The sequence below is a fragment of the Pseudomonas sp. Q12-87 genome (assembly GCF_001269755.1).
In the GTDB taxonomy this organism is placed as follows: Bacteria; Pseudomonadota; Gammaproteobacteria; order Pseudomonadales; family Pseudomonadaceae; genus Aquipseudomonas; species Aquipseudomonas fluorescens_S.
The window spans coordinates 1-20,568 of sequence record NZ_LHVI01000003.1; the positions used below are offsets into that span (position 1 = coordinate 1).

A 20,568-nucleotide genomic window follows, 5' to 3' on the forward strand; every position below is an offset into this window, starting at 1 on the left:
GCGAGGGTCGCAAGCCCAATGAAACAAGGGACATCAGTTCAACGATGGTTGAAAACAAAAGCTCACGTGGGTACTGCCGCTGACGGTGTTCTTCGAACACCTGATCGACCCATTCAGCAGGAACAGCCTGCTCCAATATCACTCTGGTCATGACACTGGCCGGTGCTTTTTTCTCAAACCGTGCTAGAACCTCTGCCCACATCGCTTTCGTCCACCCTGACTGGAGTTTTGCGGGATTTTATCAAAGACCTTGAAAGGGCTGGCCCTTACGGCGACTTACTTTTTTTCAGACGCCAAAAAAAGTAAGCAAAAAAGGCTTGCCCCACCACTCGGTGCCTCGCTCCGGCTCGGCATGCCCTCAACTCCGGCATTGCTCCGTGGGCCCGCCGCGAAGGGTCATCCATGACCCAGCGCGGCTATCCCGGCATCCATGCCGGGATGCCCACTGCGCAATGCCTGCGTTCGGCCAGCGTGGTCAACGGGGCCCCAGATCAAAAGCCCGCCGAGGCGGCCTTATAGCCGACCTGTTTCTTGGGCTGCACCTCGATCCCTGTGGGAGCGGGCTTGCCCGCGAAGGCGGCCTTATAGCCGGCCTGTCTCCTGTGTCGTACTCCGATCCATTGTGGGAGCGAGCCTGCTCGCGAAGGCGGCCTAGTAGCCGGCCTACCTCTTGCGGTTGCACCCGATCCAATTGTGGGAGCGAGCCTGCTCGCGAAGGCGGCCTAGTAGCCGGCCTACCTCTTGCGGTTGCACCCGATCCAATTGTGGGAGCGAGCCTGCTCGCGAAGGCGGCCTAGTAGCCGGCCTGCCTCTTGCGGTTGCACCCGATCCAATTGTGGGAGCGAGCCTGCTCGCGAAGGCGGCCTAGTAGCCGGCCTACCTCTTGCGATTGCACCCGATCCAATTGTGGGAGCGAGCCTGCTCGCGAAGGCGGCCTAGTAGCCGGCCTACCTCTTGCGGTTGCACCCGATCCAATTGTGGGAGCGAGCTTGCTCGCGATGGCGTCGGCTAAGCCTGCATCAATGCAAGCGCTACCCCTTGGCGTCAGGCGCTGCCATCCCCTTGGTTTCCAGATGATCCAATGCCCGTTCGACCAACAACTGCACCCCATCGGCCATGCGACTGATCGCCAGGGCGACGCAGCGGCGTGAGTCGTCGACGTCGTCAGCCAGGTCGGCGGCGATGGTGCTGATGGAGAGCAGGTCTTCGGAGGCGTTGGCGAGCAGCGTTTCGGTGTCGATGTGGGGGGACACGATGAAGAGCTGGTTTTTGTCGGGTTCGGGCGGGGAGGGTTGGGGTTTGAGATAGTAATCGAGGGCGCGGGTGGCGGCGTCTTCGAGCTTCTTTTCCTCGAGGGCTTCGACGCGTGATTTGTGGCCGCTTTTTGGCGGATTGGGTGTTGGCTTGACCATATGTAAGTACCAGAGTTGGGGTTGCCGTCCTTTCGCTTGCATTCGAAGAGGTGGCAACTGTGCGTAGGTGTGCAAGACCGGTCCGGTACCGCCGGCAGACCCGAAGGTCTCCCACGCACAATCGCCATAACGGACGCGAGCATAAAAAAATGTTCGGTCAATAGCCATGAACAATTGCGTACCAATCCGGACTTGCACGTCCGTGTCACCGTTTTTTGCGATGACGATCAGAGGTTAGCCGCGCTTTAGAGCCCTGCCTAGTTCACGGAAAGCCCGGCGTTTTGAAGGAAATGTCCTAGGACCTTGAAGGCCGAAGTCATGTCTCGAAAAACATGACTTAGCAGTCATCATGCAGGAAAAGCCATTCATCTTCCGCTAAAGCGATTCGATGATAGCGTTCCGCCGAAGAATCGCTAAACTGCCAGCTATTCATCTTTCTTTCGAGGCGGTGCCCATGAAGTTTCGTTTTCTGCTGTGGATGCTGGGGTTATTGATGGGCAAGGCCAGCCGGACGAATCCGGCGTTTCAGCAGCAATTGGGTGATAAGGAGTTGGTGTTCCAACTGCAAACCCTGGACGGCAAGGTTGCGCGGCATTTCAAGGTGAAGGACCAGCGCATCACCAGCCAGTCCGGTACCTATCCAGAACCTGCCTTCGCCATTGCCTTCAAGGACGCCGCCTATGGCTTCGCCACGATGCAGGCCAAGAACAAGCAACTGGCATTCATGACGGGAATTCAGGACAAGTCGATCCAGATCAAGGGCAATCCGGCGCTGGTGATCTGGTTCCAGGGGCTGACCAAGTACCTGAAGCCAAAAAAGGCCAAGAAGGCCTAGCCGAGAACCCCGTGGCGAGGGAGCTTGCTCCCGCTGGGCTGCGAAGCGGCCCCAAATGAGTCGATGCGATCCTCCAGGCGGACCGCGTTGGCAGGTTTTACGACTGCTGCGCAGCCGAGCGGGAGCAAGCTCCCTCGCCACAGAGCTCATCCGCCTGTCACGGAGCCGGGTTCAGCCGTGGCTGAACTGCGAAGCCAATTCGCGCAGCAGCACTTCTGCCTCAAGCACTTTACTGACCACGTCATTGACCTTGTCCCGAGACAGGCCTACGCGCTCGAGCAAGGCATCGGGAATCTCCTCGTCCGGACCGGAGCCGATACCGCGCGAGCGCAGCAGGCGCACGGCCAGGCATACCAGGTTCGGGTAAGCCGCGTATTCGCCGTCGTAGTGCGGGTCGTGCTGGAAGCGCAGGGCGGTGGCCAGTTCGTCGGGCATGTCCCAGTAGCGCATCAGCCATGAGCCGATCTGCTCGCGGCTGATGCCCAGCAGGTGCTGTTCCACGTAGCTGTGGCACAGGTGCGGGTTGACTTCCAAGTGCCGGCAGATCAGCGAGAAGTGCGGCGGGAACACGTGGGCCAGCAGCAGATAGCCGAAGTTGTGCAGCAGGCCCGACAGGTAGGTCAGGCCGCCTTCGGGGCGCTGGGCGCGGGGCATGGCGCGGGTCAGGCCTTCGATGACTGCGGCGGTGTAGATCGATTGCTGCCAGTACGGCGTGGTGTGTTGCGGGTGGTCCTTGGGCAGGCTCAGGGTCTTGCCTAGGGCCAGGCCCAGCGCCAGGTTGATCACCAGGTCGAAACCCAGGACCCGGACGATGGCGTCTTCAACCGAGCGTATCTTGCCTGGCGAGGCGTAGTACGGCGAGGCGGCCCAGCTCACCACTTGGGCGGCCAGGGCCGGGTCGGTTTCGACGACGCCGGTGATGTCATCGATGGTGGCGTCAGGGTCGACCCGCAGCTTGATGATTTTTTGCGCGGTTTCCGCCAGTGGCGGGATCTCGATGGTTTCTTCCAGACGCTGTTGGATGCGCCGGGCGGTGAACGCTTGCACAGCCTGGGTGATTTCCGCGCGGTCGTCGTGCGGGCGGTCCAGGTTGGGGGTGATGTTGCTTACGGGCTCGCCGAACGTCGCGGCGCTGGCCTTGGTGAGCATGGTCTTGAACGCTTCGCTGGTGACTTCGAGCAACAGTCCCGGCTCGCCGGAGTTGATCAGCAGCTTCGGTTCGCGTAGCAGGCTTTCTTCGTACAGGCAAGGCGAGCTGGTCAGTGCCGGCAGGCCAGGCAGCAGGCTCAGGTTGTGTTTGCCGAGCATGCGCTCCAGGCGTTCGGTAGGCACTGCCGTGAGCTTGCGGCCGGTGAGCTCGGCCAGGCGATTGAGGTCCAGCAGTTGGCTTTGTGGAAACAGGACCATGAGCGCGCCTACCGCATCGTGCAGCAGAACGGCCTGCACTTTGCGGGCAGCGTTCAGTCCAGGTCGCTCAAGCACTTCGTCAAAGGCGATGCCCAGTTTTTCGAGCAGCAGCCGAATTACAGACGGAGCGTGCGGGGATTCTGGGACGAGGGCAGCTTCTGTCATGGTCTGTATCCGTTTTCCTACAAGTTGATCAGTATAACCAGCTTGTCCAGTAGGCGGGTCTTGAAAACTGAGCGTGTGCTCACACTTGGCCGTATTGCTGCCCATGGCGCAACCAGCGGTCCAACAGCGGGCTGACGTGATCGGGCCAGCGCTCCAGCAGGGCCTGGGCTGCGTCGCGTACGGCGGGCAGCAGATCGGCGTCGCGCATCAGGTCGGCCACCTTGAATTGAAGCAGACCGGTCTGGCGCGTGCCGAGCATTTCGCCGGGGCCGCGCAATTCGAGGTCTTTTTCGGCGATGACAAAACCGTCGTTGGTTTCGCGCATGATCCCCAGGCGCTGACGGCCGATCTGGGACAGTGGCGGGTGGTAGAGCAGGACGCAATGGCTGGCGGCGCTGCCCCGGCCCACCCGGCCGCGCAGCTGGTGCAATTGGGCCAGGCCCAGGCGCTCGGGGTTCTCGATGATCATCAAGCTGGCGTTGGGCACATCGACGCCCACTTCGATCACTGTGGTGGCGACCAACAATTGCAGGGCACCGGCCTTGAACTCGGCCATGACGGCAGCTTTCTCGGCGGGTTTCATGCGACCGTGGATCAGCCCGACCTTCAGCTCGCCGAGGGCGGCGGTGAGGTCTTCATAGGTGGTTTCGGCTGCCTGGCAGGTCAGTTCTTCCGACTCTTCGATCAGCGTGCACACCCAATAAGCCTGTCGCCCTTCGGCACAGGCGCTGCGCACGCGCTCGATCACTTCGACCCGCCGGGTGTCGGTGACCAGCACGGTGTTGACCGGCGTGCGGCCCGGGGGCAGTTCGTCGAGGATCGAGGTGTCGAGGTCGGCGTAGGCGCTCATCGCCAGGGTCCGCGGGATCGGCGTGGCGGTCATGATCAGTTGATGCGGGCACATCCGCCCGCCCACGCCTTTCTGTCGCAGGGCCAGGCGTTGCTGTACGCCGAAGCGGTGCTGTTCGTCGATGATCACCAGCGCCAGGTTCTTGAATTTCACTTCGTCCTGGAACAACGCGTGGGTGCCGACGACCATGGGGGCGCCTTCGGCGATTTGCGCCAGGGCGGCTGCGCGGTTCTTGCCCTTGAGCTTGCCGGCGAGCCAGGCGACTTCGATGCCCAGCGGTTCGAGCCAGCGCTGGAAAGTGATGAAGTGCTGCTCGGCAAGAATCTCGGTGGGCGCCATCAGCGCCACTTGGTACCCCGCTTCCAGTGCCTGGAGCGCGGCCAGGGCGGCGACCACGGTCTTGCCGGCGCCGACGTCGCCCTGGATCAGGCGCAGCATCGGTTCGGGTTGGCTCAGGTCGTAGGCGATTTCGTTGCCGACCCGTTGCTGGGCGCCGGTGGGCGTGAAACCCAGGTTGGCCAGGTAGCGGGCCGGCAGTTTGCTGGCCTTGGGCATGGCTGGGGCGCGCAGTGAACGCAGGCTTTCGCGCAGGCGTTGTTGAGACAGTTGATGAGTCAGCAATTCCTCGAATGCCAGGCGATGCTGGGCCCAATGATGGCCGAGGGCGAGTTCGTCGACATCGGCATCGGCGGGCGGATGGTGCAGGTAGCGGATCGCATCGGCCAATGGCGCCAATTGGTAGTCCCGGGCCAGTTCCGTGGGCAGCCAGTCGGGCAGGCTGCTGGGGCCAAGCAGGGTCAGGGTCTGCTGGCAGAGCTGGCGCAGGCGCTGTTGGGTCAGGCCTTCGGTGAGCGGATAGACTGGCGTCAGGGTTTCGTCCACTGGCGGCGGTTCGTCACCGGTAATGCTGCGGTACTCCGGATGATAGATCTCCAGCCCCGACGCCCCGGGCCGGGCCTCGCCGTAGCAGCGCACACGGGTGCCGCGCTTGAGGCCTTCCTTTTGCGCATTGCTGAAGTGGTAGAAACGCAGGCTGAGCCCGCCGGTGCCGTCCTGCAGTCGCACCACCAGGCTGCGGCGCCGGCCCATGACCACGTCGGCGCCGCTGACGGTGCCCTCGATCACCGCGTCCTGCCCTGGGCGCAAATGGCCGATGGGCACCACGCGGGTACGATCCTGGTAACGCAGGGGCAGGTGGAACAGCACGTCCTGGAGGTTTTCCAGGCCGACCTTGGCCATTTTCTCGGCCATGGCTTCACCGACACCCTTGAGTGCCGTGACCGGCACTTTCGACAGCTCAGTCATGGCCGCGGCTTACTTGGCAGTGGGCGGCTTGGCCACGGAGCACAGGCGGATCGAGTCGGCGAGGATCTCGATGGCCTTGGGCCGCGGGAAACTGGCGCGCCAGGCAATGGCCACGGTACGGAATGGCACCGGTGGCGTCAGCGGACGGACTTCGATCACGCCTGGGGCATAGTGGTGGCTGTCCACCGCCGACAGCGGCAGGATCGAAATGCCCAGGCCCGAGGCGACCATGTGGCGAATGGTTTCCAGGGAGCTGGATTCCACCGTGGTGTGCTTGGCGCCTTCGCTGCCCTTGGTCAGGGTCGGGCAGGCTTCGAGCACCTGGTCGCGGAAACAGTGGCCTTCGCCGAGCAGCAGCAGGCTCTTGTCGTTGAGCAGGGCGGCGTCGATGGTTTTTTTCTGGGTCCACGGGTGCTGGGCCGGCATCAGGACGTAGAACGGCTCATCGTAGAGCGGCAGCGTCAGGACATCGGCTTCGTTGAACGGCAGGGCGATGATGATCGCATCCAGCTCGCCGTTGCGCAGTTTGTCGCGCAGCACGTGGGTGAAATTTTCTTCGATATACAACGGCATCTGCGGGGCGACCCGGTGCAGTTGCGGAATCAGGTGCGGGAACAGGTACGGGCCAACGGTGTAGATCGCGCCGACTTTCAGCGGGGCGGTCAGTTGGTTCTTGCCGGCCTGGGCCAGTTCACGGATGCCCTGGGCCTGCTCCAATACCTTTTGCGCCTGGGCCACGATGCCTTCGCCGACCGGCGTCAGGCGCACCGCGCTTTTGCTGCGCTCGAAAATCAGCACGCCGAGTTCGTCCTCGAGCTTTTTCACACCCACCGACAGCGTCGGCTGGCTGACGTGGCAACGCTCGGCTGCATGGCCGAAATGCTGCTCTTGGGCGAGGGTCACGATGTAGCGTAATTCTGTGAGGGTCATGGCGGACGTCCGTGAAGTTGCGAGCCAAGCATACCGGCTGCAATCGATAGACGCACGTTATCAGAGTGGAGGCGCGGTGTGACACTGTCGAATGTCTGATGGGGTGCTGCCGGAGATGAAAAAGGCATCTTTCGATGCCTTTCTGTCGGTTGAACTTATTGTGGCGAGGGCGCTTGCTCCCGCTAGGCCGCGAAGCGGCCCCAAAACCAGCGAATGCACCGTATCAGGCAGATCGTGTTGATCGTGTCAGGGCCTGCTGCGCAGTCCAGCGGGAGCAAGCGTCCTCGCCACAGGATTCACCTGCTAGCGGGTTGCCAGGTTCGATCAGCGCCGACGCTTGTCGATCGAATAAACAAACGGTGCCGTCAATTCGATAGTGCCGTTGCTGAGCAGCTCAGCCGGCGGCTTGGGCAACGGTTGGGCGTTTTTGATCATGTCCAGGGTGGCCTGGTCCAGGGAGTCCGTGCCGGATCCATCCACCAGATGGAAGGACAATACATTACCTTCCCCATCCACCACGAAACGCAGGCGGTTGGTGCCTTCCTTGTTCATCTGCTGGGCCCTGCGCGGGTACTTCTTGTACTTGGCCAAGTGCGCCAGCAGCGTGCCTTGCCAGTTGGCCTTGGCCGCCGATTGCGCAGGGGAAGGGCCAGGGGCCGGCTGCGCGGATTTCTCCGTCGGTGCCTGGGTCGGCGGGGTGTCGCTGGGTTTTTGCTCGGACGGCTGTTCCTTCGGCGGCTCGGGCTTCTTCTCCTCCGGCTTTGGCTTTGGCTTGGGCGGTTGAGGCTTGGGCTTTGGCTTGACTGGCTTGGGCACGGAAATTTCGGGCTCCGGTGCCTCGGCGAGTTTAGGTAGCGGCAATTCTTCGACCGGCTCGGGCGGTTGCGGCGGTGTGACGACTTTTGGCGGTGCGGGCGGTGGCGGGGCTGGCACCGGCGCCAGCTCGACCATCATCGCCTGGGGAGGCAACTCGATGGGCGGGCGGGACGTCCAGTTCAGCGCCAGGGCGATGGCGAGCGCATGCACGCCCAGCACCACGGCCAGGCTACCGCTGTAACGCGTCAGCTTTTGGCGCGTCGTGATCATTTCTTGGGCGCCGTCTCGAGTCCGACCAGGCCGACCTTCAAGTAGCCGGCGCCACGCAGGGCGTCCATCACGCTCATCAGGTCGCCATAATCCACGCCCTTATCGGCCTGGAAGAAGATCGTCGTGTCTTTCTTGCCCTGGGTCCGCGCATCAAGCGTTGCGCCAAGGGTTTCGGTCTTGACTTCATCTTCGCCCAAGAACAGTCGCTGATCAGCCTTGACGCTGAGGAACACCGGTTTCTCCGGTCGCGGCGATGGCTTGGCCGTCGAGGCAGGCAGGTCGACCTTGACGTCCACGGTGGCGAGCGGGGCGGCCACCATGAAGATGATCAACAGCACCAGCATCACGTCGATGAACGGTGTGACGTTGATTTCGTGGTTCTCGGCCAGATCGTCGTCTGCGCCTTCTTTCAAATGCAGGCCCATGGCCGGTTACCCCACTTTCACCATGTGCGGTTGCGAGCCACGCTCGGGCGGCAGGTGGTCGAGGTCGCGGCTGACCAGCAGCAGGACTTCGGCCGAGGCGTCGGAAACCTGCGCCTTGTAACCGGCAATGGAGCGAGCGAAAACGTTGTAGATGACCACGGCGGGGATTGCCGCGACCAGGCCCAGGGCCGTTGCCAGCAGGGCTTCGGCAATGCCGGGGGCCACGACGGCGAGGTTGGTGGTCTGGGTCTTGGCGATGCCGATGAAGCTGTTCATGATGCCCCACACGGTGCCGAACAGACCGACGAACGGCGCGGTGGAACCGATGGTGGCAAGCACGCCGGTACCGCTGCTCATGTTGCGACCGCAAGCGGCGACCAGGCGTTCGAGGCGAAAGCTCACCCGCTCCTTGATGCCTTCCTTCTCGCGGCTGTTGGCCGACAGGCGCATCTCTTCGAGCGCGTCGTGCACCAGCAGGTTGGCGAGAGTGCCTTCTTTCGCGGCGCTGGCGCTGGCTTCCTTCAGGGTGGTGGCTTTTTTCAGGGCGGCGATCTCGCCACGCAAGCGGCGCTTGGCTCCCAACAACTCGAAGCCTTTGGCGATCCAGATGGTCCAGGTGATGATCGAGGCGATGGCCAGGCCAATCATCACGATCTTCACGATAATATCGGCGTTCTGGTACATGCCCCATGGCGACAGGTCGTGGGCCATGCCCAAGGAGTTGTCGGCCTTCTGTTGATCGGCTTCCATCTGCTTCGCGGCTTCGCCGAACTCGGCCAGCGCCTTTTGGACCTCTGGAGGGAGCGATGACGTATCGACGCTCCCATCAGGATTGCGTGGCACGTTCGGCGTGGCGCTTGCTGCGGGTTCATTGGCGGCTGCCGGAGCGGCGGCCTGGTCAGCGAACACTGCGCAAGGCGCGAGCAACAGGCTGAACAGCAAAGCGGCTACCGCGCCCCAGGCGCGAGGTCGGTGGGTTGGCGAAGCGGGGTATATAGAGTGTTTCATGCTGGCCGGACCTGAGAGAAAAGAAGGTTGATGTTCTTCCAGGCCTCGTGGGCCGAGAACAAAAGTGGCGTGCATTATTGCAAGTAATTCTTGTTAGCAACAGTAATAGCGTGTCTTTTTTTCCTGCATCGCTAGCCGCTCATCCCTTGGGAGGGCTAGTCTGCGGCTTTACGAGAGGAGTTTTTGATGTCCGCGCCTTCTGTTTTGATCGCCGGCTGTGGTGATATCGGCGGTCGCCTGGCCAGCCAATTACAGGCCCAGCACTGGCAGGTGTATGGCATGCGCCGCACGGTTTCCAAGCTGCCGGCGGGTGTCGCCGGGGTGGTGGGTGACCTGTTCAGCCAGCAATGCCCGGCCGATTGGCCCATCGGTCCGCTGGACTACCTGGTGTACAGCGCTGCGGCCACCGAACATGACGAAGCGGGCTATCGCGCGGCTTATGTCGAAGGGTTGCAGCATGTGTTGGGCTGGTTGAAGCAGCACGGGCAACAACCCAAGCGGCTGCTTTTTGTGTCCAGCAGCAGTGTGTATGGGCAACAGGCAGGGGAGTGGGTCGATGAAACCTCGCCCACCGTGGCCGGTGGCTACTCCGGTCGGCTGATGCTTGAAGCCGAGCAAGTGGCGCTCGACAGCGGCGTCCCGGCCAGCTGTGTGCGCCTGACCGGCATCTATGGCCCGGGCCGAGAATGGTTGCTGAGCCAGGTGCGCCAGGGCTATAGCGTGGTAGAGGACCCGCCCCTGTATGCCAACCGCATCCACGCTGACGACGCGGCGGGCCTGCTGGCATTTCTGTTGGAAGCCGATCGCCAGGGCAAGACCCTGGAGGATTGCTATATCGGCGTCGATGATGCCCCTGCGCCATTGGCCGAAGTCGTAGGCTGGCTGCGCGACTACATGGGCGTCACCCAATGGGCCGAAAACGCCAGCGTGCGTCGCGCCGGCAGCAAACGCTGCAGCAACGCCCGGGCGAAGGGGCTGGGCTGGACGCCGCGGTATGCGAGTTTTCGTGAGGGATATGCGGCGATTCTTGAAGGGCGCTGCTGATTCCAGCCACCCCAAAACAAACTGTGGGAGCGAGCCTGCTCGCGATGAGGCCGTAACATTCAACATCACTGCTGACTGTTACGCCGCTATCGCGAGCAGGCTCGCTCCCACAGGGGGATCTTCAAAATCCGGTTACTGCTTCTCCAGCATCCATTGGCGATTGCCTTGCACGAACGACGGCATTTCATCCGCCAGGGCCGTGTTGACGGTCTGGAAGATTTCCAGCTTCTTGCCGTCGCGGGCGAAGATCCAGGTGTTGCCCTGGCCGTTCTGTTGCAGCCAGATGTTGTCGTTGCCGCTGCTCATGGAGGCGCAATCGCCAGCCAGGCACAAGGCGTAACGGTCGGCGCCGGGCAACCCGCTGATCTGGCCGTCGGGCTGGAATTGCACCGTGGCGCCTTGTCCGGGGCCGCTGACGATATTCCAGGTGCCGCCAAGGTAGGCGGCGTACAGCGCTCGCTCGAAACTGGCGCCGATTGGCGCGCCTTCCGGTACCTGGATCTGCGCGCGGTCGAAATTCTGTTGCGGTTCGTTTTCGGTGGCGGCCTGGCTCAACTGGTCGCCGTCGCGCTTGAGTTCGCTGGCGGAGCTGCCGTAGAAATCGACTTTCCAGGCGCCGTCTTCTTCGCCGAGCAATTTGCCTTCGACGTTTTCAAAACCGTTGGTGTAGCGCGCCTGTCCGGCCCGGGTGTTGACGTCCCATTCCAGGTTCGGGCCATAGCCCTGCAGCGCCTCGCGCAGCGGACCGCCCTTGGCGGCGGCGTCGATGGCGGCCTGATTGATCCAGGTGCCGCTGATGTCACGGTCGGCAGGGTCGCTGGCGCAGCCGGCCAGGAGGAGGGCGAGCAGCGGGAGAGCAAGCGCTTTGCGCATGGTGGAATCCTTTCAAAACGAAAACGGCGCAGCGGGGGACGCTGCGCCGGCCTTGTTACTCGATGACCAGGATGGCATCCATCTCAACCTGCGAGCCCTTCGGCAGGGCCGCCACGCCGATGGCGGCGCGGGCAGGGTAAGGCTGGTCGAAATACTTGCCCATGATCTCGTTGACCTTGGCGAAGTGGCTCAGGTCAGTGAGGAAGATGTTCAGCTTGACGATGTCCTTGAACGAACCACCGGCGGCTTCGGCCACGGCCTTGAGATTCTCGAACACCTGCACGGTCTGGGCTTCGAAGCCTTCCACCAGCTCCATGGTTTTTGGGTCCAGCGGGATCTGGCCCGACATGTACACGGTGTTGCCGGCCTTGATGGCCTGTGAATAAGTACCGATGGCGGCTGGGGCCTTGTCGCTGTTGATAACGGTCTTGGTCATTTAAGACTCCTTGTAATGAATTGGCTCCCCGAGGAGCTACGCGCGCATCCGGGTGATGCGGATAACGCCGGTCAGGGCACGCAGTTTCTTGATCACGCGGGCCAGGTGCACGCGGTCATGCACGCTCACCACTAATTGGACGACGCTGATGCGGCCATCGCGTTCGTCCATGCTGATTTTCTCGATGTTGCCGTCGGCGGCGTTGACGCTGCTGGCCAGCAGGGCGATCAGGCCGCGCTGGTGCTCCAGCTCGACTCGCAGCTCGACGTTGAATTCGCCGGTGACATCCTTGGCCCAGGAGAGCTGGATGCACTTTTCCGGGTTGTGACGGATTTCGCTGATGTTGCGGCAATTGTCCAGGTGCACCACCATCCCCTTACCGGCGGACAGGTGGCCGACAATCGGGTCGCCCGGGATCGGTGTGCAGCATTTGGCGTAGCTGAGCACCAGGCCTTCGGTACCGCGAATCGCCAGCGGGCCTTCGGGGCTTGGCAACTGTTCGCCTTCGCCGAGCAGGCGACGGGCAACGACGTAGGCCATGCGATTGCCCAGGCCGATGTCTTCGAGCAGGTCTTCGATCAGTTCGAGGCGGTATTCGGTGAGCATCACCTGCACACGCTCGGCGGGGATCTTGTCCAGCGAACTGTCGAAACCGTTCAGTACCTTGTTCAGCAGGCGTTCGCCCAGGCTGATGGATTCGGAGCGGCGTTGCAGTTTCAAGGCATGGCGGATGTGCGTGCGGGCCTTGCCGGTGACCACGAAATTTAGCCATGCCGGGTTCGGGCGGGCGCCGGGCGCGCTGACGATCTCCACCGTAGAACCGCTTTGCAACGGTTCGGACAGCGGCGCCAGGCGGCGATTGATCCGGCACGCGATGCAGCTGTTGCCCACGTCGGTGTGCACCGCATAGGCGAAATCCACGGCCGTGGAGCCCTTGGGCAACTCCATGATCCGACCCTTGGGCGTGAAGACGTAGACCTCGTCCGGGAACAGGTCGATCTTGACGCTTTCAATGAATTCCAGGGAGTTACCGGCGCGCTGCTGCATCTCCAGCACACCCTTGACCCACTGCCGGGCCCGGGCGTGGGTGCTCTTGGGCTGTTCGTCGCCGCTGGACTTGTAGAGCCAGTGGGCGGCGATGCCATTGTTGGCCATCTCTTCCATTTCACGGGTACGGATCTGGATTTCGATCGGTACACCATGCATGCCGAACAGCGTGGTATGCAGCGATTGGTAGCCGTTGGCCTTGGGAATCGCGATGTAGTCCTTGAAGCGTCCCGGTAACGGTTTGTACAAGTTATGCACAGCACCCAGTACGCGGTAGCAGGTATCGACCTTGTCGACGATGATCCGGAACGCGTAGACGTCCATGATCTCGTTGAAGGCCCGACGCTTGCCGCGCATTTTCTTGTAGATGCCGTAGAGGTGTTTCTGTCGGCCGCTGACTTCGCCTTCGATGCCGTCGATGGCCAGGCAATGGCTCAGGGACTCTTCGATCTTGTTGACGATTTCCTTGCGGTTGCCCCGGGCGCGCTTGACGGCCTGGTTGATCCGCGCCGAACGCATCGGGTGCATGGCCTTGAAGCCGAGGTCTTCGAACTCGATGCGGATCGCGTGCATGCCCAGGCGGTTGGCGATGGGCGCATAGATTTCCAGGGTTTCCTTGGCGATGCGCCGGCGTTTTTCGCCGGAGAGTACTTCCAGGGTGCGCATGTTGTGCAGGCGGTCGGCGAGCTTGACCAGGATCACGCGGATGTCGCGAGCCATGGCCATGGCCATTTTCTGGAAGTTCTCGGCCTGGGCCTCGGCCTTGGTCTCGAAGTTCATCTGGGTCAGCTTGCTGACGCCGTCGACCAGTTCGGCCACGGTTTCGCCGAACTGCGCTTGCAGCGCTTCCTTGGCAATGCCGGTGTCTTCGATCACGTCATGCAGCATCGCCGCCATCAGGCTCTGATGGTCCATGTGCATGTCGGCAAGAATGTTCGCCACCGCAAGGGGGTGCGTGACGTACGCCTCGCCGCTACGGCGGCGTTGGCCGTCGTGGGCTTGTTCGGCGTAGAAATAGGCTCGGCGGACCAGGTTGACCTGGTCCGTGCCGAGGTAGGCCGATAAGCGATCGGCGAGGGCGTCTATGCTCGGCATGATGATGACTCCTGCCGTCTGCTGTGACCCCGCGCCGTGCTACGTCGACCAGGCATAGGCTTAGACCGCCTCGTTGGACTCGTCCTCGAACGCTGCGAACAGCGGTTCGTCTTCGACGATTTCAGCGTTGGCGATGAACTCGTAGCTCATCAGGCCTTCGGCGATTTCACGCAGCGCTACGACGGTAGGCTTGTCGTTTTCCCACTGGACCAACGGCTCTTTGCCACCGGTAGCCAGTTGACGGGCACGCTTGGTAGAGAGCATGACCAGCTCAAAGCGGTTTTCCACGTGTTCTAGGCAGTCTTCAACGGTTACGCGGGCCATGGTATTCCTCGGAGCGAATGCAATATGCGCGCTGCCCGGTTGGGCGAGCGGACTCGACAGTTTAAAAAAACACCAGCGTTTAGGGAAGCGCTGATTTTTTAACCAAACCCCTCGGCGCGCTGCGAGTACCAATGTAAAGCCGTCGCAGCGGTTTTGGGAAGGGCTCTTCAGCCCAACAATTCGGCCAATAATTTACCGAAACGTTGCTGCTGGCGTTTCTGCTGCAGCTGACTGGCGCGGAAAATCGCCTTCAGGTCGTCCAGTGCGTGGGCAAAATCATCGTTGATGATCAGGTAATCGTAGTCAACGTAGTGGCTCATTTCGCTGACCGCTTCGCGCATCCGGCCTTCGATGATTTCGTCACTGTCCTGGCCGCGGTTGGTCAGGCGCTGGCGCAAGGCCTGCTGGCTTGGCGGCAGGATGAAGATCGAGCGAGCCTGGGGCATCAGCTTGCGCACTTGTTCGGCGCCTTGCCAGTCGATTTCCAGGATCAGGTCGTGGCCCTCGTCGAGTGTCTGCTGCAAATAGCTTTGCGAAGTGCCATAGAGGTTGCCGAAGACTTCGGCGCGCTCCAGGAAGTCGCCGTGCTCGGCCATTTTCACGAACTCCTCGCGGTCGACGAAGTGATAGTTCACCCCGTTGACTTCGCCCGGGCGCATGGCGCGGGTGGTGTGCGAGACCGAGACGCGGATCTGCGGTTCAGCGTCGATCAGTGCCTTGACCAGGCTGGTCTTGCCGGCGCCCGAGGGCGCGGAAATGATGTAGAGAGTACCGGTGCTGTGGGTCATGTCGGGTTAGCCTTACTCAATGTTCTGCACTTGTTCGCGCATTTGCTCGATCAACACCTTGAGGTTGACCGCAGCCTGGGTGCTGCGCGGGTCGAAGGCTTTGGAGCCCAGTGTATTGGCTTCGCGGTTGAGCTCCTGCATCAGGAAGTCCAGGCGGCGACCGGCCGCACCGCCGGACTTGAGCACCCGGCGAACTTCGATGATGTGGGTGCTCAGGCGATCCAGCTCTTCGGCCACGTCGCTTTTTTGCGCGAGCATGACCATTTCCTGTTCCAGGCGTTGGGGGTCCAGCTCGGCCTTCATGTCGGCGAAGCGATCGAGGACTTTCTGGCGCTGGGTGGCAAGCATCTGCGGGACCAGCTCGCGCAGGGTGCTGACGTCTCCTTCGATGGAGGTCAGACGCTCGTCGATCAGCCGGGCCAGCTCCGCGCCTTCACGTTCACGACCGGCCTTGAGTTCTTTCAAGCCCTGGTTGAACAGCGCCAGCGCCTCGGCGTTCAGCGCTTGCGGGTCGCTCGCATCACCCACCAGCACGCCGGGCCAGGCCAGGACTTCCAGCGGGTTCAGGGCGGCAGGGTTCTTGATCAGGCTGGCGACGGTTTCGGCGGCGGCCACCAGTTGCGCGGCGCGTTCGCGGTCTATCTGCAGGGTCTTGCCGGTGCTTTCTTCGGTGAAGCGCAGGGTGCATTCCAATTTGCCCCGGGACAGGCCCTGGCGCAGTGCTTCACGCACGCCGCCTTCGAGGTCGCGAAAGGACTCGGGCAGGCGCAGGTGCGGCTCCAGGTAGCGGCTATTGACCGAGCGCAGTTCCCAGCTCAGCGTGCCTTGGGCGCCGGCTCTCTCGACCCGGGCGAAGGCGGTCATGCTGTGCACCATGGAGGTTCCTCGCAATGCAGGCCGGCACAACGTGTCGTCGTGGGCCTGGTATCTGTAAATAAAAGCCCAAGGGCAGCAAAGGCGCAGGATTGTAGCGCAGTGCGAGGCGTGCCCCAAACCGTGCATGCGACAAAGCGCTGTTGCCCGTCGGCCGGGCCTTTGAGGGGGCTCGCTCGTCGTGCCGGTACATTAGAACTGCCCTCCGGGGGTTCACGGCTCTATAATGCTCGGCAGTTTTCAGTCCTCAGTACAGGTATTCCCTATGAAACGTCCAAGTGGTCGCGCTGCCGATCAGCTCCGCTCGATCCGCATTACCCGCAACTACACCAAACACGCCGAGGGATCCGTACTGGTCGAATTCGGTGATACCAAGGTCATCTGCACCGTCAGCGTCGAAAATGGCGTGCCACGGTTCCTCAAGGGCCAGGGCCAAGGCTGGCTGACGGCCGAGTACGGCATGCTGCCGCGTGCCACCGGCGAGCGGAACCAGCGTGAGGCAAGCCGTGGCAAGCAAGGCGGCCGCACCCTGGAAATCCAGCGTCTGATCGGCCGTTCGCTGCGCGCCGCGCTGGACATGTCCAAGTTGGGTGACGTGACCCTGTATGTCGATTGCGACGTGATCCAGGCCGACGGCGGCACCCGCACGGCGTCCATCACCGGCGCCATGGTTGCGCTGGTCGACGCCCTGAAAGTGATCAAGAAACGTGGCGGCCTCAAGGGCGGCGATCCGCTCAAGCAAATGATCGCTGCGGTGTCCGTGGGCATGTACCAGGGCGAGCCTGTGCTGGACCTGGATTATCTGGAAGACTCTGCGGCCGAGACCGACCTGAACGTGGTCATGACCAGCGCTGGCGGCTTCATTGAAGTCCAGGGCACTGCCGAAGGTGCGCCGTTCCAGCCGGAAGAATTGAACGCTATGCTGGAGCTGGCGAAGAAAGGCATGAACGAGATTTTCGAATTGCAAAAGGCCGCATTGGCTGACTGATTGTTTCGCGCTTCAGACAAGGAGACTGTCATGAGTGATGAGCAAGTCCTACTGCCCCAACCCAGCAAGGAGGCGCGTCAATGGGCGATGTTTTGTCACTTGTCGGCCTTGTTGGGAATCTGGATCCCGTTCGGTACGCTGATCGGGCCGTTGGTGCTCTGGCAGCTCAAGCGTGAAACCGACCCGTTTATCGATGCCCAGGGCAAGGAAGCGCTGAATTTCCAGATTACCGTGGCGATTGCCTCGGCCATCTGCCTGTTGTTGATGATTGTGGTGATTGGCTTTTTCCTGTTCGGCCTGGTGGCCATCGGTGCGCTGGTGCTGACCATCATCGGCGGGGTGAAGGCAGGCGAAGGGCAGCCGTATCGGTATCCGTTTACCTGGCGATTGGTTAAATAACGATCAGTACGGTGATAAAAAATGCCCCGATATTCGGGGCATTTTGCTTTGAGCACTTAGTCTTTCTTACTATGCTCGGCACAGTTACGTAAATCGTTACTGTGCGCATATATTTATCATTCTTACACTTCCAGTCACAACTGCAGGGTTTCAGTGCGCCCTAGGCGCTTGGCATCGAGTCTCGCCGATTGCTAAAGTTGCCCCAAGTTATATTTGTTCAGAAATATTTCGATATATTCAGACCATTGAAGGTCCTTGAATTCAAAGCAAATCAGTGTTGAGAACTCAACCTGTTCAAGAGGCGTGTCCAGGTAAAAAGTTCGCCCCTGAATATATATTCAAAAAGATAAACAGCATGTTTGAGCTTGATTTCTACGGAACACTTGTCGCCGCCTCTTTAGTACTTTTGCTGGGGCGCGGACTCGTTACCCGTGTTGGTTTTCTACGCGCCTACAATATCCCCGAACCTGTAGCAGGCGGGCTGGTGGTTGCCTTGATCCTCTTGTGTTTGCGAGGGCTTGAAATTGAAGTCCGATTTGACACTTCATTGCAGACACCCTTGATGCTGGCGTTTTTCGCCACGATTGGCCTGAGCGCAGACTTTGCCAGCCTGAAGAAAGGCGGGCGCGTAGTGGGTGTGTTCGTACTGGCGGTCACCGGCCTGCTGTTGGTCCAGAATGCCATGGGCATCGGGCTCGCCAAGGCGTTGGGGCTCGATCCCCTGATGGGCCTGCTTACCGGCTCGATTACCTTGGCCGGTGGTCACGGTACAGGCGCTGCCTGGGGGACATTGTTCAGTGAGACATACGGCGTGGCCTCCGCTTCCGAGCTAGCGATGGCCTCTGCGACGTTCGGCTTGGTGTTGGGCGGCCTGATCGGTGGGCCGGTCGCTCGCCTGCTGGTCAAGCGTGTTCAGGTGCCCGGCTGCCTTGAGCCGGAAAAGCCACGAGCACCCAAGGGTTTCGAGCAGCCGAACAAAGAACGCTCGATAACGCCGGTTTCGTTTATCGAGACGCTCGCCCTGATCGCGGTCAGCCTCCTGGCGGGCTCTCTTTTGAATGGGCAGCTCCACGGAACCGCATTCGAGTTGCCGACGTTCGTTTGCGTCTTGTTCGTGGGGGTGGTCCTGCGCAATGGACTTGCGGCGCTGGGCTTGTACCAGGTGTTTGAGCGCGAAGTCTCGGTGCTTGGCAACGTCAGCTTGTCGCTGTTCCTGGCGATCGCCTTGATGTCACTCAAGTTGTGGGACCTGGCGTCACTGGCCTTGCCGTTCTTCATCATCCTGGCTGCACAGACCCTGGTCATGGCACTGTTCGCGATCTTCGTGACCTTCAGGCTCATGGGCAGCCATTACGACGCGGCGGTATTGGCGGCGGGGCACTGCGGTTTTGGGTTGGGGGCGACGCCGACGGCCATCGCTAACATGCAGGCGGTCACTCAACGCTACGGACCTTCGCAGATCGCCTTTCTGGTAGTACCGATGGTGGGCGCTTTTTTCATCGATATCATTAATGTCATCGTGATCAAGCTGTACCTGGCCCTGCCGTTTCTTGCCGCGGCTTGATTTCCAGGCATAAAAAAGCCCGCCTCCTGCGAGGCGGGCATTCTTGACCGGTTGGTACCCATTGACGGCGTTTTAGATCGTCAGCGTCCAGTCGTAATCAACGATCAGCGGCGCATGCTGCGAGAACCGTGGCTGGCGCGGCAGGCGAGCGCTGCGTACGAAACGGCGCAGGCCGGGGGTCAGCAGCTGGTAGTCGAAACGCCAGCCGAGGTTGAGCATCTCGGCCTGCTCGTTGTCTGGCCACCAGCTGTACTGATCGCCTTCGCGGCTGACTTCGCGCAGGGCGTCGACATATCCCATGTTGCCAACGATCTCATCCATCCAGGCCCGTTCCGGCGCCAGGAAGCCTGGGGATTGCTGGCTGTCGCGCCAGTTCTTGATATCCAGCTTCTGTTGCGCCACGTACAGCGAGCCACAATAGATGTACTCGCGACGTTTGCGCCGCTGCTTATCCAGGTAACGGGCGAAGTCGTCCATCAACTTGAATTTCTGATTCAAATCTTCATCGCCGTTCTGCCCCGAAGGGAGCAGTAAGGTCGCGATGCTGACCTTGTCGAAATCGGCTTGCAGGTAGCGCCCGTAGCGGTCCGCCGTCTCGAAACCGAGACCGTTGATGACAGCCTTCGGTTGCAGCCGCGAGTACAAAGCCACGCCACCCTGGGCGGGGACTTCGGCATCGCAGGCGTAAAGGAAGTAACCATCCAGTTGGAAGGCTGCATCGTCCAGTTCAAAGGCGGAGGCGCGGGTGTCCTGCAGGCAGATGACGTCGGCATTCTGTGCTTGCAGCCAACTGAGCAAACCACGCTCCACTGCAGCCTGAATACCATTGACGTTCACACTGATGATCCGCATAAATGGCCCCAAAAATCACGTGCGTGTATGATACACGCCGTGTACCTATTTAGCTAAATCCGCGGTATTTGAGGCTTTTTTTCATGCAGGCGTATCAGCGCGATTTCATTCGCTTTGCCATCGATCGCGGCGTTTTGCGCTTCGGTGAGTTCACCCTCAAGTCGGGACGCACCAGCCCGTACTTCTTCAATGCCGGCCTGTTCAACAGCGGAACCGCCCTGGCGCAGCTGGGCCGTTTCTATGCGGCGGCCATCGTCGAGAGCGGTATTGCGTTCGATGTGCTGTTCGGCCCGGCCTACAAAGGCATCCCGCTGGCAGCCACCACTGCCGTGGCTCTGGCTGAACACCACGGCCGCGACCTGCCATGGTGCTTCAACCGCAAGGAAGCCAAGGCCCATGGTGAAGGCGGCAGCCTGGTGGGCGCGCCTCTGACCGGTGAAGTGCTGATCATCGACGACGTCATCACCGCCGGCACTGCCATCCGTGAAGTCATGCAGATCATCGGCTCCCAGGACGGCGCCAAGGCCGCCGGCGTGCTGATCGCCCTGAATCGTCAGGAGCGCGGTAACGGCGAGCTGTCGGCAATCCAGGAAGTGGAGCGCGACTTCGGCATTCCGGTGATCAGCATCGTTTCGCTGAACCAGGTGCTGGAGTTTTTGGCCGACGATCCGCAACTCAAGCAGCATTTGCCAGCGGTCGAGGCTTATCGCGCTCGGTTTGGTGTGTGACCGGCTTGTGACTCCTGTGGTGAGGGAGCTTGCTCCCGCTTGGTTGCGTAGCGACCGCAGATGTCGGGGCCGCTGCGCAGCCCAGCGGGAGCAAGCTCCCTCGCCACAAAAGCTTCATCTGAACGAATAATAAA

The 20,568-nt window shown here is 61.3% G+C and carries 20 protein-coding genes and 1 pseudogene; 6 read left to right on the forward strand and 15 right to left on the reverse strand.

Annotated features, from left to right (window positions below; all coding sequences use genetic code 11):
* Both AD663_RS00815 and AD663_RS00820 read right to left on the reverse strand, forming a co-directional pair.
* Nucleotides 1-151, reverse strand: a pseudogene (locus tag AD663_RS00815) (IS4 family transposase); the annotation flags it as partial.
* Nucleotides 152-1,031: 880 nt separating this feature from the next.
* On the reverse strand, nt 1,032-1,412 hold the full coding sequence (locus AD663_RS00820; RefSeq protein ID WP_003177245.1) for a DUF6124 family protein: 381 nt from the start codon (nt 1,410-1,412) through the stop codon (nt 1,032-1,034).
* A gap of 454 nt (nt 1,413-1,866) precedes the next feature.
* Between AD663_RS00820 and AD663_RS00825 the strand changes: the two genes are divergently transcribed.
* Entirely contained in the window at nt 1,867-2,247 is a 381-nt protein-coding gene (locus AD663_RS00825) for a hypothetical protein (RefSeq protein ID WP_003177246.1), read from the forward strand.
* 171 nt (nt 2,248-2,418) lie between these two features.
* Here the strand turns inward: AD663_RS00825 and AD663_RS00830 are convergent, their stop codons facing one another.
* The 6 genes from AD663_RS00830 to exbB form a co-directional block, all read right to left on the reverse strand.
* Complete coding sequence (locus tag AD663_RS00830; protein ID WP_053213106.1) at nt 2,419-3,819, reverse strand: aminoacyl-tRNA deacylase and HDOD domain-containing protein; 1,401 nt, start codon at nt 3,817-3,819, stop codon at nt 2,419-2,421.
* Nucleotides 3,820-3,898: 79 nt separating this feature from the next.
* A complete protein-coding gene (gene recG / locus AD663_RS00835) occupies nt 3,899-5,974 on the reverse strand; it encodes an ATP-dependent DNA helicase RecG (RefSeq protein ID WP_053213107.1) in 2,076 nt (691 codons plus the stop codon).
* A 9-nt stretch (nt 5,975-5,983) separates the two neighbouring features.
* Nucleotides 5,984-6,904, reverse strand: coding sequence for a hydrogen peroxide-inducible genes activator (locus tag AD663_RS00840; protein ID WP_053213108.1), 921 nt, complete (start codon nt 6,902-6,904; stop codon nt 5,984-5,986).
* A gap of 324 nt (nt 6,905-7,228) precedes the next feature.
* Complete coding sequence (locus AD663_RS00845; protein WP_053213109.1) at nt 7,229-7,990, reverse strand: energy transducer TonB; 762 nt, start codon at nt 7,988-7,990, stop codon at nt 7,229-7,231.
* Nucleotides 7,987-8,415, reverse strand: coding sequence for a TonB system transport protein ExbD (gene exbD / locus AD663_RS00850; RefSeq protein WP_053213110.1), 429 nt, complete (start codon nt 8,413-8,415; stop codon nt 7,987-7,989). Before exbD ends, AD663_RS00845 begins: the two co-directional genes overlap by 4 nt.
* A gap of 6 nt (nt 8,416-8,421) precedes the next feature.
* On the reverse strand, nt 8,422-9,423 hold the full coding sequence (gene exbB, locus AD663_RS00855) for a tonB-system energizer ExbB (RefSeq protein ID WP_003177254.1): 1,002 nt from the start codon (nt 9,421-9,423) through the stop codon (nt 8,422-8,424).
* Between the two features lie 186 nt (nt 9,424-9,609).
* On the opposite strand from exbB, the gene AD663_RS00860 reads away from it, so the two are divergent.
* Nucleotides 9,610-10,467, forward strand: coding sequence for an SDR family oxidoreductase (locus tag AD663_RS00860; protein WP_053213111.1), 858 nt, complete (start codon nt 9,610-9,612; stop codon nt 10,465-10,467).
* 132 nt (nt 10,468-10,599) lie between these two features.
* On the opposite strand, the gene AD663_RS00865 is transcribed toward AD663_RS00860, so the two are convergent.
* The 6 genes from AD663_RS00865 to AD663_RS00890 form a co-directional block, all read right to left on the reverse strand.
* Nucleotides 10,600-11,340: a hypothetical protein gene (locus AD663_RS00865; protein ID WP_003177256.1), complete on the reverse strand. Its 741-nt coding sequence runs from the start codon at nt 11,338-11,340 to the stop codon at nt 10,600-10,602.
* Between the two features lie 55 nt (nt 11,341-11,395).
* Nucleotides 11,396-11,776: a RidA family protein gene (locus AD663_RS00870; protein ID WP_003177257.1), complete on the reverse strand. Its 381-nt coding sequence runs from the start codon at nt 11,774-11,776 to the stop codon at nt 11,396-11,398.
* Nucleotides 11,777-11,812: 36 nt separating this feature from the next.
* Nucleotides 11,813-13,918, reverse strand: coding sequence for a bifunctional GTP diphosphokinase/guanosine-3',5'-bis pyrophosphate 3'-pyrophosphohydrolase (spoT, locus tag AD663_RS00875; protein ID WP_003177258.1), 2,106 nt, complete (start codon nt 13,916-13,918; stop codon nt 11,813-11,815).
* A 60-nt stretch (nt 13,919-13,978) separates the two neighbouring features.
* Entirely contained in the window at nt 13,979-14,242 is a 264-nt protein-coding gene (gene rpoZ, locus AD663_RS00880) for a DNA-directed RNA polymerase subunit omega (protein ID WP_003177259.1), read from the reverse strand.
* Between the two features lie 167 nt (nt 14,243-14,409).
* Nucleotides 14,410-15,030 (reverse strand): guanylate kinase, encoded by a 621-nt coding sequence (gene gmk, locus AD663_RS00885; RefSeq protein ID WP_053126561.1) that lies wholly within the window; start codon nt 15,028-15,030, stop codon nt 14,410-14,412.
* Between the two features lie 12 nt (nt 15,031-15,042).
* Nucleotides 15,043-15,906 (reverse strand): YicC/YloC family endoribonuclease, encoded by an 864-nt coding sequence (locus tag AD663_RS00890; RefSeq protein WP_053213112.1) that lies wholly within the window; start codon nt 15,904-15,906, stop codon nt 15,043-15,045.
* 262 nt (nt 15,907-16,168) lie between these two features.
* On the opposite strand from AD663_RS00890, the gene rph reads away from it, so the two are divergent.
* The 3 genes from rph (at nt 16,169) to gltS (ending at nt 18,854) form a co-directional block, all read left to right on the forward strand.
* Nucleotides 16,169-16,891 (forward strand): ribonuclease PH, encoded by a 723-nt coding sequence (gene rph, locus AD663_RS00895; protein ID WP_003177262.1) that lies wholly within the window; start codon nt 16,169-16,171, stop codon nt 16,889-16,891.
* A 30-nt stretch (nt 16,892-16,921) separates the two neighbouring features.
* Nucleotides 16,922-17,290 carry a DUF4870 domain-containing protein gene (locus tag AD663_RS00900; RefSeq protein ID WP_003177263.1) on the forward strand — a complete coding sequence of 123 codons (369 nt, stop codon included), beginning with the start codon at nt 16,922-16,924 and terminating at the stop codon, nt 17,288-17,290.
* Nucleotides 17,291-17,645: 355 nt separating this feature from the next.
* Nucleotides 17,646-18,854 carry a sodium/glutamate symporter gene (gene gltS, locus AD663_RS00905; RefSeq protein ID WP_003177264.1) on the forward strand — a complete coding sequence of 403 codons (1,209 nt, stop codon included), beginning with the start codon at nt 17,646-17,648 and terminating at the stop codon, nt 18,852-18,854.
* A gap of 72 nt (nt 18,855-18,926) precedes the next feature.
* Here the strand turns inward: gltS and AD663_RS00910 are convergent, their stop codons facing one another.
* Nucleotides 18,927-19,706, reverse strand: a complete 780-nt coding sequence (locus AD663_RS00910; RefSeq protein ID WP_003177265.1) for an exodeoxyribonuclease III — start codon at nt 19,704-19,706, stop codon at nt 18,927-18,929.
* A gap of 83 nt (nt 19,707-19,789) precedes the next feature.
* Here AD663_RS00910 and pyrE point away from each other — a divergent pair, with 83 nt between their 5' ends.
* Complete coding sequence (gene pyrE, locus AD663_RS00915) at nt 19,790-20,434, forward strand: orotate phosphoribosyltransferase (RefSeq protein WP_003177266.1); 645 nt, start codon at nt 19,790-19,792, stop codon at nt 20,432-20,434.
* The last annotated feature ends 134 nt before the right edge of the window (nt 20,435-20,568 follow it).

Coding starts and splice junctions, on each gene's coding strand:
- spoT (WP_003177258.1), bottom strand. CDS start 13,918: ATGCCGAGCATAGACGCCCTCGCCGATCGCTTATCGGCCTACCTCGGC.
- AD663_RS00860 (WP_053213111.1), top strand. CDS start 9,610: ATGTCCGCGCCTTCTGTTTTGATCGCCGGCTGTGGTGATATCGGCGGT.
- exbD (WP_053213110.1), bottom strand. CDS start 8,415: ATGGGCCTGCATTTGAAAGAAGGCGCAGACGACGATCTGGCCGAGAAC.
- rph (WP_003177262.1), top strand. CDS start 16,169: ATGAAACGTCCAAGTGGTCGCGCTGCCGATCAGCTCCGCTCGATCCGC.
- AD663_RS00890 (WP_053213112.1), bottom strand. CDS start 15,906: ATGGTGCACAGCATGACCGCCTTCGCCCGGGTCGAGAGAGCCGGCGCC.
- gltS (WP_003177264.1), top strand. CDS start 17,646: ATGTTTGAGCTTGATTTCTACGGAACACTTGTCGCCGCCTCTTTAGTA.
- AD663_RS00870 (WP_003177257.1), bottom strand. CDS start 11,776: ATGACCAAGACCGTTATCAACAGCGACAAGGCCCCAGCCGCCATCGGT.
- AD663_RS00865 (WP_003177256.1), bottom strand. CDS start 11,340: ATGCGCAAAGCGCTTGCTCTCCCGCTGCTCGCCCTCCTCCTGGCCGGC.
- AD663_RS00825 (WP_003177246.1), top strand. CDS start 1,867: ATGAAGTTTCGTTTTCTGCTGTGGATGCTGGGGTTATTGATGGGCAAG.
- rpoZ (WP_003177259.1), bottom strand. CDS start 14,242: ATGGCCCGCGTAACCGTTGAAGACTGCCTAGAACACGTGGAAAACCGC.
- recG (WP_053213107.1), bottom strand. CDS start 5,974: ATGACTGAGCTGTCGAAAGTGCCGGTCACGGCACTCAAGGGTGTCGGT.
- AD663_RS00830 (WP_053213106.1), bottom strand. CDS start 3,819: ATGACAGAAGCTGCCCTCGTCCCAGAATCCCCGCACGCTCCGTCTGTA.
- AD663_RS00845 (WP_053213109.1), bottom strand. CDS start 7,990: ATGATCACGACGCGCCAAAAGCTGACGCGTTACAGCGGTAGCCTGGCC.
- exbB (WP_003177254.1), bottom strand. CDS start 9,423: ATGAAACACTCTATATACCCCGCTTCGCCAACCCACCGACCTCGCGCC.
- AD663_RS00900 (WP_003177263.1), top strand. CDS start 16,922: ATGAGTGATGAGCAAGTCCTACTGCCCCAACCCAGCAAGGAGGCGCGT.
- AD663_RS00820 (WP_003177245.1), bottom strand. CDS start 1,412: ATGGTCAAGCCAACACCCAATCCGCCAAAAAGCGGCCACAAATCACGC.
- pyrE (WP_003177266.1), top strand. CDS start 19,790: ATGCAGGCGTATCAGCGCGATTTCATTCGCTTTGCCATCGATCGCGGC.
- AD663_RS00840 (WP_053213108.1), bottom strand. CDS start 6,904: ATGACCCTCACAGAATTACGCTACATCGTGACCCTCGCCCAAGAGCAG.
- AD663_RS00910 (WP_003177265.1), bottom strand. CDS start 19,706: ATGCGGATCATCAGTGTGAACGTCAATGGTATTCAGGCTGCAGTGGAG.
- gmk (WP_053126561.1), bottom strand. CDS start 15,030: ATGACCCACAGCACCGGTACTCTCTACATCATTTCCGCGCCCTCGGGC.